This window comes from uncultured Tateyamaria sp. (assembly GCF_947503385.1).
Lineage (GTDB): Bacteria > Pseudomonadota > Alphaproteobacteria > Rhodobacterales > Rhodobacteraceae > Tateyamaria.
In genome coordinates this window covers 26,899-37,446 of the sequence record NZ_CANNDO010000015.1, presented here as the reverse complement: position 1 = coordinate 37,446, position 10,548 = coordinate 26,899, and the positions used below count along the sequence as shown (strand labels likewise).

Annotated in this window: 15 protein-coding genes; 5 read left to right on the top strand and 10 right to left on the bottom strand. The window is 64.1% G+C overall.

The genetic code is table 11. The annotated features are described in order from the left end of the window. From Q1A85_RS22390 to Q1A85_RS22375, 4 genes are all read right to left on the bottom strand, one after another. Positions 1-742, bottom strand: a 742-nt coding sequence (locus tag Q1A85_RS22390) for an AAA family ATPase (protein WP_299695133.1), incomplete at its 3' end; no start/stop codon positions are given. Between the two features lie 363 nt (positions 743-1,105). Beyond that, positions 1,106-1,303, bottom strand: a complete 198-nt coding sequence (locus Q1A85_RS22385) for a PLDc N-terminal domain-containing protein (protein WP_299695130.1) — start codon at positions 1,301-1,303, stop codon at positions 1,106-1,108. 24 nt (positions 1,304-1,327) lie between these two features. Continuing rightward, positions 1,328-1,540 carry a DUF2945 domain-containing protein gene (locus Q1A85_RS22380; protein ID WP_299695127.1) on the bottom strand — a complete coding sequence of 71 codons (213 nt, stop codon included), beginning with the start codon at positions 1,538-1,540 and terminating at the stop codon, positions 1,328-1,330. Further along, the gene (locus Q1A85_RS22375) at positions 1,537-1,797 is read right to left on the bottom strand and encodes a Rho termination factor N-terminal domain-containing protein (protein ID WP_299695125.1); all 261 of its coding nucleotides are present in this window, start codon (positions 1,795-1,797) and stop codon (positions 1,537-1,539) included. The genes Q1A85_RS22380 and Q1A85_RS22375 overlap by 4 nt, the downstream gene beginning before the upstream one ends. Positions 1,798-1,965: 168 nt before the next feature. Here Q1A85_RS22375 and Q1A85_RS22370 point away from each other — a divergent pair, with 168 nt between their 5' ends. Further along, positions 1,966-2,808, top strand: a complete 843-nt coding sequence (locus Q1A85_RS22370; RefSeq protein WP_299695122.1) for a formate/nitrite transporter family protein — start codon at positions 1,966-1,968, stop codon at positions 2,806-2,808. Positions 2,809-2,870: 62 nt separating this feature from the next. Here Q1A85_RS22370 and Q1A85_RS22365 read toward each other — a convergent pair whose 3' ends face one another. Continuing rightward, entirely contained in the window at positions 2,871-3,020 is a 150-nt protein-coding gene (locus Q1A85_RS22365; RefSeq protein WP_299695119.1) for a hypothetical protein, read from the bottom strand. 20 nt (positions 3,021-3,040) lie between these two features. Next, positions 3,041-3,208 (bottom strand): hypothetical protein, encoded by a 168-nt coding sequence (locus Q1A85_RS22360; RefSeq protein WP_299695117.1) that lies wholly within the window; start codon positions 3,206-3,208, stop codon positions 3,041-3,043. A gap of 212 nt (positions 3,209-3,420) precedes the next feature. Here Q1A85_RS22360 and Q1A85_RS22355 point away from each other — a divergent pair, with 212 nt between their 5' ends. Next, positions 3,421-4,782 carry an MATE family efflux transporter gene (locus Q1A85_RS22355; protein ID WP_299695114.1) on the top strand — a complete coding sequence of 454 codons (1,362 nt, stop codon included), beginning with the start codon at positions 3,421-3,423 and terminating at the stop codon, positions 4,780-4,782. Here the strand turns inward: Q1A85_RS22355 and Q1A85_RS22350 are convergent. Next, the gene (locus tag Q1A85_RS22350; protein ID WP_299695111.1) at positions 4,779-5,741 is read right to left on the bottom strand and encodes a DNA topoisomerase IB; all 963 of its coding nucleotides are present in this window, start codon (positions 5,739-5,741) and stop codon (positions 4,779-4,781) included. The two genes, Q1A85_RS22355 and Q1A85_RS22350, sit on opposite strands and share 4 nt — an antisense overlap. 152 nt (positions 5,742-5,893) lie before the next feature. Between Q1A85_RS22350 and Q1A85_RS22345 the strand changes: the two genes are divergently transcribed. Next, complete coding sequence (locus Q1A85_RS22345; protein WP_299695108.1) at positions 5,894-6,118, top strand: hypothetical protein; 225 nt, start codon at positions 5,894-5,896, stop codon at positions 6,116-6,118. Here the strand turns inward: Q1A85_RS22345 and Q1A85_RS22340 are convergent. The 3 genes from Q1A85_RS22340 to Q1A85_RS22330 all read right to left on the bottom strand — a co-directional run bounded on the left by Q1A85_RS22340 (position 6,115) and on the right by Q1A85_RS22330 (position 8,009). After that, positions 6,115-6,633 carry an RES family NAD+ phosphorylase gene (locus Q1A85_RS22340; RefSeq protein ID WP_299695105.1) on the bottom strand — a complete coding sequence of 173 codons (519 nt, stop codon included), beginning with the start codon at positions 6,631-6,633 and terminating at the stop codon, positions 6,115-6,117. The genes Q1A85_RS22345 and Q1A85_RS22340 overlap by 4 nt on opposite strands. Next, positions 6,633-6,983, bottom strand: a complete 351-nt coding sequence (locus Q1A85_RS22335; protein ID WP_299695102.1) for an MbcA/ParS/Xre antitoxin family protein — start codon at positions 6,981-6,983, stop codon at positions 6,633-6,635. The genes Q1A85_RS22340 and Q1A85_RS22335 overlap by 1 nt, the downstream gene beginning before the upstream one ends. 117 nt (positions 6,984-7,100) lie before the next feature. Next, positions 7,101-8,009, bottom strand: a complete 909-nt coding sequence (locus tag Q1A85_RS22330; RefSeq protein ID WP_299695099.1) for a LysR substrate-binding domain-containing protein — start codon at positions 8,007-8,009, stop codon at positions 7,101-7,103. Between the two features lie 100 nt (positions 8,010-8,109). Between Q1A85_RS22330 and Q1A85_RS22325 the strand changes: the two genes are divergently transcribed. Further along, a complete protein-coding gene (locus Q1A85_RS22325; protein WP_299695096.1) occupies positions 8,110-9,561 on the top strand; it encodes an aldehyde dehydrogenase family protein in 1,452 nt (483 codons plus the stop codon). Then, the gene (locus Q1A85_RS22320) at positions 9,558-10,541 is read left to right on the top strand and encodes a membrane dipeptidase (protein ID WP_299695093.1); all 984 of its coding nucleotides are present in this window, start codon (positions 9,558-9,560) and stop codon (positions 10,539-10,541) included. The genes Q1A85_RS22325 and Q1A85_RS22320 overlap by 4 nt, the downstream gene beginning before the upstream one ends. The last annotated feature ends 7 nt before the right edge of the window (positions 10,542-10,548 follow it).

Genomic DNA, 10,548 nt, shown 5'->3' with positions numbered 1-10,548 from the left:
GCTGTGGCGGGCAGTCGAACAGGACCACGTCATACTGGTCTTCGACTTCGCCGAGGGCTGCGGCCATGCGGGCATAAAAGGGGGGTTGGACATTGTCGATCAGCGCGCGGGGGGTTTCGTGTTCGAATTCCTGCAACAACAGGCCCGCCGGGGCGAGGTCGATGCCGGGAAAGAACGTGTCCTGAATGACGGCTGACAAGGGCAGGGGGTCGTCGTACCGGATCGCGTCATACAGCGTGCCCTGTTCGAGAAAGTCATATTCGGGCCGGTAGCCAAACAGCACCGTGAGCGACGCTTGCGGGTCCACGTCGACGCACAGAACGCGGTAGCCCTTGAGGGCGAGGCGTTGTGCGGTGTGGATGGTCGAAGTTGTCTTGCCCGACCCGCCCTTGAAGTTCAGAAAGGACAGCACCTGCAATTTCTCGCCCGCCCGGCGGCCGGGCAGATAGGCATGGGTTTTGCCACTGTCGAGGATCTCCCGCAGGGCCAGTATATCGTCAGCGGAATACTGGCGGCGCCCGCCGCCAGTCGTCTCTACATCAGGGGCTTTGCCGTCAAAATGCAGTTTCCGCAGAAAGCTGGTGGAGATGCCCAAAAGCTCTGCCACCTCTCCGGCGGAGAAGCGGCGCAGCGCTTTGCGCGCGTCCGGTGCAAAGGATGCAAACATATGCGCATCCAGCGCCGCGCCAAGCGTATCGGCGCGCGCGCGCACGCGTTCATTGATCAACAGGGGGTCTGCCACAATCCGCCTCATTGGTGTAACGCTTTGTTTCGCCAAAGCACTGTTTAGCGTTACTTAACCGGAGGCGGGTCGATTTGTCCACAATTCTACGCTTGTGGTCCGTGCTGGAGCATACCGCAACATCTGGTAGGGTGACAGGGGTCAGGCCCACGGATGCGCTAAGCTGCTGAAAAGGCGTGGGTTTCTGTAACGGCGCGGATCCGGGCAAAACGGGCGTGTTAGAGACTGTTTTGACCGCGCAGCACCCTGCGGGCACCGCGACGCTCGCGAATCGGCACAAAAAAATCGGCCCGCCTCGAGGGAAGGGGCGGGCCGATTCCTAAACGCGCGACTGGCAGGTTACGCGCATAACAAAAGCGTGGATCAGACGGCGGCGCGGGCGCCACCACGGGGACCGGCGATCAGCCACGCGATAAAGCCGATCAGCGGCAGGATCAGGACCAGCAGGACCCACAGGACCTTGCCGCCCGTGCTCGCGCCCGAACCGATGATGGACACGATTGCCCAGATGTTGAGGATAAGCAGGATCAGACCGCCAATGCCGGCAACTTCGATACCCATGATAATTCTCCTTCGTGGTCTTGGTTATGCGGCGTCGATTTCCGAGCCGCTCTTGAGAACGCGATCACCGTCATCCTGCTCGATGAGGTAGGCGGGATCGTCGTCAGTGGCGTTTCGGGTGACTTCGGTCCCTTTGAGGGTCTTGGTCACCTTCTCTGTGTAGATCTGTGTGATTTTGCCGGTCGCGGTGCCATTGCCCCACGTCCATTCCACGCGATCTCCGGTTTGCAGGCTCATGACGCGCTCCTTTGGGCGCGCAGCGCCTCGATCAGTTCGGCCTTGTCCATGCTGGACCGGCCTTCGATGTCGCGTTCTTGCGCCAGCGCATACAGCGCGTCCTTGGTCCGGTTTTCATATCTCGTGCCAGAGGCATCCACGTTGTCGGATGCCTGTGCGTTGGCGATGCGGGCCGCGACCTCTTTGGAATAGCCGTCAGCACGCATGGCCTCGTAGGCCGCGTCGTCCTTGATGCTGGGGCGGGTGTCGCCATCCATGTCGCTGTCTCCGTCGTTTGAACTGCCGGGTTAACGCGGTATTGCGCAAATGGTTCCGCGGCAGTGCAGAAAAAACGGTCGGCACTCTTTTGCGATGGTCCGGGAACGAAAGGACGCTACCGTTCGTTGTCACTTATCGCGCGCGCGCGCCCATTACCGGAGACGGACATGTCCAACATCAACACCGGGTCGCAGGACGGCGATCTTATCGACGATCCGACCGAGGCCAAGGCGGTCGAAGACGTCGCCCCGCTGTCGCCCAAGCTGATCTTTGAAGCGATCCGCCGCAATGGCGAGGAAGAACTGGAGCGCCCGGACCGCGCGCTGTGGTTTTCAGGCATCGCGGCGGGCATCCTCATTTCGTTTTCCGTGCTGGGCGAGGCGCTGTTGCGGTCGTCACTGCCAGATGCCGACTGGCGGTATGTGGTCGAGAATATGGGCTACACGCTGGGCTTTATGCTGGTGATCCTCGGGCGGATGCAGCTGTTTACGGAAAACACGATTACCACAGTGGCCCCGGTGCTGGTGGAGCGGTCGCGCGCCTGTCTGGTGCGCACCGTACAATTGTGGAGCATCGTTCTGGTCGCCAATGTCGTGGGCGCGTTCGCGGTGGCGACATTCTTTGCCTATGGGCCGGTTCTGTCGGCAGATGTGGCGGCGGCGTTCGGTGATCTTAGCCGCCACGCCACCGGAATGCCCGCGATGGAGGGGCTGATGCGTGGCATCCCGGCGGGCGTGCTGATTGCGGCGCTGGTGTGGATGATGCCCACGGCCAACGGCAATGCCGTGGCATTGATCTTTTTGTTCACATGGCTGATCGCGCTTGGCGATTTCACCCATATCGTCGCCGGTTCGGTCGAGATGGCCTATTTGATGGTGCAGGGTGAGTTGGGGCTGGGGCAGGCGGTCTTTGGCTTTTTCCTACCGGTGCTGGCGGGCAATATCATCGGCGGTACGGTGATTTTTACCCTGCTGGCATGGGCGCAGATCCAACCCGAGGTAAAGGGCTGACACAAAAAGCGCCGCGCCCGGGGGACGGGCGCGGCGCTGTATGGCTGGCAGGGAATGGGACGTCAGCGGTTGGGCGCATCCTCGGCCAGGGTTGATTTCGGCGCGTCGGGGTCTTCCATCCGGTTTTCGGTGGCGCGCTTGCTCATCAGTGCCCAAACGAGCACGGCGGCGGCGGTCAGACCAAAGAGGATGGGCAGGATCGAAAGTTCCATAAGCTGTCTCCTTTACAGGGTTATTCGGACACTGTGGTGGTCACGGTTGGCGGGGTTGCATCGTCGTCCGGTGCAGCCGGAGCCAGAAAGATAAAGGCCAGTACGGCGACCAGCACGGCGCCAATGCCGTAGAGGGCGGGGTAGTGGCGGCGGTGCTGCTTTTCGATGTTTGTGTCAGGTGCTGACATGGTCTCGCTCCTTTCAGTGAACGGCTGCGTGGGTAACGCGGGGGCAGGGGCATTCGTTCCATCGCGCGTGTGCGGAATTTTTGTTGGGGCAGGGCGGAACCATTGGCCGCTGCGGCGTGTTGTCTGACAGACCCTTGTCGCGCGGGCGCGCTGTTCGCAGCGCCGGACCGCCCGCGTTTATCCCGACACGACCACAGACGGAGCACCGCACCATGACCGATCGCAACCTGACGGACGGGCCGGTGTGGAAGGCCCTGATGGCGGTGTCCGCCCCCATGACATTTGGCGTGCTGGCGGTGGTCAGCGTCGGGTTGGCCGATGCGTATTTTCTGGGGCAACTGGGACCGGAGCCGCTGGCGGCGGTCGGATTTGTCTACCCGGTCACGGCGGCGATCACATCGCTGGCCATTGGTCTGTCCGCCGGGGCCAATGCGGTGATTTCGCAGGCCTTGGGCCGCGAGGATGACGACAGGGCCGTGCAGCGGCTGGCGCTCCATTCCATGGGGCTGGGCGTGGCGTTGGCGGTGGCCGTTGCGATTGTCTTTGCGCTCACGGCGCGGGACCTGTTCGCGATCATGGGGGCAGGGGAGGGGGCCTTGGGCGAGGCGATGGCATTTGCGCCCATCTGGGCGGTGTCCTTTCCGTTTCTTGTGGGGTCCATGGCGCTGAACGCGGTGTTCCGGGCGCATGGGGACGGGGCCGCGTCGGCGGCAATCATGATCCTGTCCGCAATCTTTGCCATCGGGTTGAATCCGGTGCTGATCTTTGGCTGGGCCGGGATCGAAGGCATGGGCACGGCGGGGGCCGCCACGGCCACGTTGATCGGGCGGCTGGTCGCGGTGCTGGCGGCAGTCATCTACGCGGTGCGCCGGGGGTATCTGTCGCTGTGCCTGTCACCATTTAAGGGGTTGGTCGGGTCGGTGCGCGAAGTTGTGCTGGTCGGCGCGCCTGCTGCCTTTTCCAACGCGATCAACCCGGCGGGCATGGCGCTGGTCACGGCCGCCGTTGCCACATTGGGCGACGCGGCTGTCGCAGGCTTTGGCGCGGCGACGCGGGTGCAGACAGTGGCGCTGGTGCCGCTGTTGGCGCTGTCTGCGGGGATCGGGCCGGTCGTGGGCCAGAACTGGGGCGCCGAACAGCAGGACCGCGCGCGGCGCGGTGTGGCGGTGGCGTGGGCGCTGTGCCTTGGCTACGGGCTGGCGGTGGGCGCGGTGCTGGCCCTGCTCGCAGAGCCGATCGCAGGCCTTTTTGCCGATCAGGGCAGCGATGCGCTGACCTATGCCGCGTCGTATCTGCGCGTCGTGGGCTGGAGCCTTTTTGGCTACGGAATGCTGGTGACGGCCAATGCGGCGATGAACGCACGGTCCAAGCCACTGTATTCCATGGGTCTGGGCCTTGGGCGGATCAGCCTGATCTACGTGCCGGGCGCGTGGATCGGCGTGACCGCCTTTGGCTATGGCGGTATCCTTGGGGCGGCGGTGGCGGCCAATGTGCTGACCGTCGCGGCGGCGCTGTGGTGTCTGTCGCGCACCGGCTTGACGCCGGTGCAGGGCGGCGCCCTGCGGCTGGCCTAACCCAGAAAGCGCAGCAAAGCCGCCTCGCCCTGCCGGAATTCGGCGAGGCCATCGTCGTCCAGCCCGGCGGCGCGCGCGGCCCCGCCATCGGCCAGTGCAATCACCTGCGGATGCACGTAGCTGTTGCGCGCAATGGTGGGCGTGTTGTGCAGCCGCTCTGCGGCGGCGTCGGCCATATCCTTGATCCGCACCTCGTCGCCCTTGTCGCGCGCCACACGAAAGGCGGCGAGGGTGCCCGCCCATGTGCGCAGGCTTTTGGGTGTCAGAGTGTCGCCGGCCACATCGGCCAGCGCCTCTGACAGATGTTCAGCGCGCAGGGGCACCATGCGCCCGTCGGACCCGCGATAGTCAAACAGCCGGGGCCCCGGCAGGTCGGCTGACCGGTGCAGCACCTGCGCCAGCCGCGCACCTGTCAGGTGCTTTTCGACTTTGGTGCCACCCTTGGCCACATAGCGTAGCGCGATGCGGGCACCGTCGGTGCTTAGGTGCCGATCCTCCAGCGTGAGCGCGCCATGGCTGCCGTTTTGCTCGGTATAGGCAATGTCGCCCGGTCGCAGCGCGCCCCGGTCGATCAGCGCCAGTGCAGCGGCGATGGCCGTGCTCTGCGTGCCGGGTGTGCCGCCCAGATGGGTGGTGATCCAGCGGCGCAGGCGGGGCAGGGCGTGTCCGACCTCGGCCAGCTTGTCAAACTTGGTCCGGTCGCGCGCGGCGGTCCAGTCGGGGTGATAGCGGTACTGTTTGCGCCCCCGCGCGTCACGCCCGGTGGCCAGCAGATGCGCGTTGGGCATCGGGGCCATCCAGACGTCGCGATAGGCGGGCGGGACGGCCAGCGCCTTGAGCCGCTGCCGTTCATCCGCGTCGTTGATCCGGCTGCCATCGGGCGCAAGATAGGTGAACCCACGCCCCTGCGCGCGGCGCAGAATGCCGGGATTCGTGTCGGGGTAATAGATCAGGCGCACGGCGCGATCCGGGATGTGTCAGGCACGGCAGGGGTCTCATTGCAAAGGCTGTGCGGGGTGAACGCCCCAAGGCGCACGCGGGTTCCGCGCAGGCGGAACAAGCGCGCCGGAATGTGCGTTGACCCGGTGACTGAGCCAATGAGGAGATCACGATGATGACCCCCGACCGGACCTATCAAAAGACATCGGACACGCGGCCCCCTGCGGCCCATATCGCAGGGTTGCGGCATGATGCCGACGATTACGAGACCCGTGTGAACCGCGCGATGCAGCGCGCCGCACCAGAGCGTGAGGCACGTCAGGCGCGGGGCCGCAGGTTGCTGACGCTGTTCTTGATCACTGTGGCGGCCGTGTTGGTGGCCGCGCTGTCGTTCTAAAGCGACATCCGCGTCAGCCGCCCGTCATCGTCGATGACACGCAACGTGCTGGCATCGGACGTCCAGCGCCACAGCACCACGTTCAAATCCGCCTCCGTCATCCCGCGGGCAAAGCTGCGCACAAGCAGCCCGGCGTAACCATCCGCGATAAGCGCCCGCGCCATATCCTGTGTCGGTACGGCATCGCCGGCCAGCATCGCCGCGCGCCAGCCCGCATGGGCCAGCATCGCGGCATCGGCGCCATAGGCCGACAGTGCCGCCGTGTCCCGAGTGTCAAACAGGGGGGCAATATCGGCACGGTACGCGACCAGCACCGTCGGTTGCAGGTCGCCCACTTGGTTGGCCTCGCGCAGGGCGGTGGCAGGCGTCAGCGCCGTATAAAGCGCGGGCAGGCCCACCGGGTTGAACCGCCCGCCATAGCGCGCCGCCCCGGCACCCGACAGGGGGTCGCGGGCATAGACGGGGTTCAGCGCGCGGTAAAGCTGGCCGTGATATCGGCCTTTGGCCAGCAGCATCAGCTGTAAACGCCCGCGTCCACCGCATCGATATATTCGAGAACCTGTTGCGCCTTGCCGTCCTGCACCAGTTGCATCGCGGTGCGTCCGTCAAAGCCTGCCAGCGGCTCGGACCGGAACCACGCATAGGCGATCAGGTCAGAGCCAAAGCGCGGCTGCACCTTGTTCAACACTTCGACAAGGGCGCGCAGGCGCGCCTGCGTCTTGGCCGAGGCGATGCGCGCGCGCCGCTGCACGGCGTCCTTGCCCAAACCAACGGTCTGGCCCACCTCTTCGGTTGAGGTGCGCAGCGTCGCCGCGATGTGGCGGGGCTGGAACAGCCCATTGTCCGACATCTGTGCCAATTGCATATTATGCTCCATCCCAGTGATGTTGCCATAATATAGCGTCACTATTGCTGCGAAACAAGATGCAGTGAGCACGCTACCAAAGTCGTTATAATCCTGATTATGTAATTTTATCTGAACCTAGGGCCTGTCACCCCGGTGCCGCTCTGCCGTGATCTGACGCGCGGTGGCGAGGATGCCGTTTGCCACAAGATCCTCTGCCGGGGACCCCGGCGCGGTGGTTTTGCGCAGCAACTGGACGCGCCGCACCGCGTCCGGGTCGTTCAGGGCGCGGAACACCAGATCATCCAGCACCGGCGCACCCACGGCCATTTCGGGCAGGATCGTCACGCCGATCCCGGCGCGCACCATGGCCAGCATGGATGTAAGGTTGTGCGCGGACAGATTGCTTTGCCGGTGCAGGTCCTGCGACACGGGATGCGCAATTGCAGCTGACAGGTTGTTTGCGATCAGGCGCACGCCTTGCACCGCCGTCCAGTCAACCGGACCGGACCCGTGGGCAATGGGATGATCCGGGCGCGCGACAATCCCGAACCGGTCCGTGAGCAGCGGCGTGCTGTCCAGCCCCATGCCCCTGTCCCCCACCGTGGCGATGCCGATATCGACCCGGTCCCAGAACAGTTCCTGTAGCACCGACGCGCTGTCCATGTCGCGGACCTCAAGGTGCAGGTTTTCCAGCGCCTCCATATGCGTGGCGTAAAACCGGGGCATGACCGCACCCGCGACCGATGGCACCACGGCCAGACGCACATGCCCCTGCCGCGCGCCCGCGAAATCCTGAATGGTGCGCAGGGTGCGGTCAAAATGCTGAAGCTCCCGCTCCGCCTGTTCGAGGACAAAGGCACCCACCGAGGTCAGCTTGTTCTTGCGGTCCTTTTCAAACAGTGGCTGGCCGATATGCTCTTCGAGCTGTTTCAGGGTCATGGACACGGCAGACGGCGTTTTCGACACCAGTTCCGCACCATCGCGCAAGGTGCCGGTGCGGGCGACCGCAGACAGGCAGCGGAACATTTCCAGCTTGATCGCCATTTCAGAAATCCTGAATTTACCTTCAGAGAAATAAGTTTGAGTGAAGCGGTTGGGCGTGTCAACACTCCCCCATATTCAGACCAGATTCGAGGGCGCGACCATGAGCGAAGTGAAAAAGAACCTGATAGCAGGCACGTGGCAGACCGGCGCGTCCGAGATTGAAAACCGCAACCCGTCGGACCTGAGCGATCTGGTGGGCATGTTCGCGCAGGCTGACGCGGCGCAACTGGACGCCACGCTGGAACAGGCGCGGGTGGCACAGGCCGAATGGGCGGCCTACGGGATGGAGCGCAAGCAGGCGGTGCTGATGGCGATCGGCACCGAGATGATGGCGCGGGCCGAGGAACTGGGCACGCTGCTGTCGCGCGAGGAGGGCAAGCCGCTGGCCGAGGGCAAGGGCGAGGTATACCGCGCGGGCCAGTTCTTTACCTATTACGCGGCGGAATGCCTGCGCCAGTTGGGCGAAAACGCCGACAGTGTGCGCCCGGGGGTCGAGATTGACGTGCGCCGCGAACCGGTCGGCACGGTGGCGATCATCAGCCCGTGGAATTTCCCGACTGCCACCGCATCGTGGAAAATCGCGCCCGCGCTGTGCTATGGCAACGCGGTGGTGTGGAAACCGGCCAATATGACACCCGCATCCGCCGTGGCGCTTGCCGAGATCATCGACCGGCGGGACATCCCCAAGGGTTTGTTCAGCCTCGTGATGGGGGAAGGCGGCACCATCGGCCAGCGGCTGGTCGAAAGCCCGATGATTGACGCGATATCCTTTACCGGGTCGGTGCCGGTGGGCCGTGGCATCGCGGCGGCGGCGGTGCAGAACTTTACCAAGATCCAGGCCGAGATGGGGTCCAAGAACGCGCTTGCGGTGATGGATGATGCCGACCTTGATCTGGCGGTCACGCTGGCCTTGGGCGGGGCATTTGGCGGGTCGGGCCAGAAATGCACGGCGTCTTCGCGGCTGGTGGTTCATGCCGCCATCCACGACGCCTTTGTCGAAAAACTGGTGGCAGGCGCGCGGGCGATGACGGTGGGCCACGCGCTGGACGCGGGCGTGCAGATGGGCCCGGTGGTCAGCGAACAGCAACTGGCCGAAAACCTCGCCTATGTCGATCTGGGCAAATCCGAAGGCGCAGAGCTGGCCTGTGGTGGCGTCCGTCTCGATATGCCGCATGACGGGTATTACATGAGCCCCGGCGTGTTCCTGAACACCACCAACGCGATGCGCATCAACCGCGAAGAGATGTTCGCGCCGCTCACCTCTGTGATCCGTGTGGACAGCTATGACGAAGCGCTGAGCGTCGTGAACGACACGCATTTCGGGCTGACCTCGGGGATTGTGACGCAGAACCTTGCGCGGGCGACGCATTTCCGGCGCAACGCCCGCACCGGGGTTGTGACGGTGAACCTGCCCACGGCAGGCACGGATTACCACGTGCCCTTTGGCGGGCGTGGCGACAGCTCTTATGGGCCCCGCGAACAGGGGCGCGCGGCTGCGGAATTCTACACCACGGTCAAGACCGCCTATATCAGCGCCGGAATGCCCGCATGACCTACCGCATCGACTGTCTGCAATATGCAAACTGGTCGGAAAAGATTTTCCGCCAGATGCGCGAGGGCGGGGTGGATGCGGTTCATGTCACCATCGCCTATCACGAGAATTTCCGCGAAACGGTGCTGAACATCGAGGCGTGGAACCGCTGGTTTGAACACTATCCCGATCTGATCTTTCACGGGGAATGGGCCAGCGACGTGGCCCGCGCACGCGAGACAGGGCGCACCGCGATCTTCTTTGGCTTTCAGAATCCGTCGCCCATCGAAGACGATATCGGGCTGGTCGAGGTGCTGCACAAGCTGGGCGCGCGGTTCATGCAGCTGAGCTATAACAACCAGTCGCTGCTGGCGACGGGCTGTTACGAGGCCGAAGACCCCGGCATCACCCGCATGGGCAAACAGGTCATCAAAGAGATGAACCGCGTGGGCCTTGTGGTGGATATGAGCCATTCGGCGGACCGTTCGACCATCGAGGCGGCGGATATCTCGGACCGGCCCATCACGATCACCCACGCCAATCTGCACGCATGGCAGCCCGCCCTGCGCAACAAGCGCGACGATGTGGTGCGCGCCGTGGTCGAAAACGGCGGCATGATGGGTTTCTCGTTGTATCCGCATCACCTCAAGGACAAGAGCGCCTGCACCGTCCGGTCCTTTTGCGAGATGGTCGCCATGGCGGCAGAGCGGTTCGGGGCTGAACATTTCGGCATCGGGTCCGACCTGTGTCAGGATCAGCCCGACAGCGTTGTGGAATGGATGCGCGTGGGCCGCTGGTCCAAGGAAATCGACTATGGCGAGGGCAGCGCCACAGCGCCCGGATTTCCGCCCATGCCGGACTGGTTCCGCGACAACCGCGACTTTGGCAATATCGAGAAAGAATTGCGCGCCGTCGGCTTTTCCAAAGCGGAGGTCGCAGGCCTGATGGGCGACAACTGGCACCGCTTCTTTGCGGCAAATTTTACCCCGATGGCACGCTGAGGACCCA

Coding starts and splice junctions, on each gene's coding strand:
- Q1A85_RS22345 (WP_299695108.1), top strand. CDS start 5,894: ATGATGACCCCCGACCGGACCTATCAAAAGACATCGGACACGCGGCCC.
- Q1A85_RS22355 (WP_299695114.1), top strand. CDS start 3,421: ATGACCGATCGCAACCTGACGGACGGGCCGGTGTGGAAGGCCCTGATG.
- Q1A85_RS22370 (WP_299695122.1), top strand. CDS start 1,966: ATGTCCAACATCAACACCGGGTCGCAGGACGGCGATCTTATCGACGAT.
- Q1A85_RS22320 (WP_299695093.1), top strand. CDS start 9,558: ATGACCTACCGCATCGACTGTCTGCAATATGCAAACTGGTCGGAAAAG.
- Q1A85_RS22340 (WP_299695105.1), bottom strand. CDS start 6,633: ATGCTGCTGGCCAAAGGCCGATATCACGGCCAGCTTTACCGCGCGCTG.
- Q1A85_RS22330 (WP_299695099.1), bottom strand. CDS start 8,009: ATGGCGATCAAGCTGGAAATGTTCCGCTGCCTGTCTGCGGTCGCCCGC.
- Q1A85_RS22360 (WP_299695117.1), bottom strand. CDS start 3,208: ATGTCAGCACCTGACACAAACATCGAAAAGCAGCACCGCCGCCACTAC.
- Q1A85_RS22325 (WP_299695096.1), top strand. CDS start 8,110: ATGAGCGAAGTGAAAAAGAACCTGATAGCAGGCACGTGGCAGACCGGC.
- Q1A85_RS22335 (WP_299695102.1), bottom strand. CDS start 6,983: ATGCAATTGGCACAGATGTCGGACAATGGGCTGTTCCAGCCCCGCCAC.
- Q1A85_RS22375 (WP_299695125.1), bottom strand. CDS start 1,797: ATGGATGGCGACACCCGCCCCAGCATCAAGGACGACGCGGCCTACGAG.
- Q1A85_RS22380 (WP_299695127.1), bottom strand. CDS start 1,540: ATGAGCCTGCAAACCGGAGATCGCGTGGAATGGACGTGGGGCAATGGC.
- Q1A85_RS22365 (WP_299695119.1), bottom strand. CDS start 3,020: ATGGAACTTTCGATCCTGCCCATCCTCTTTGGTCTGACCGCCGCCGCC.
- Q1A85_RS22385 (WP_299695130.1), bottom strand. CDS start 1,303: ATGGGTATCGAAGTTGCCGGCATTGGCGGTCTGATCCTGCTTATCCTC.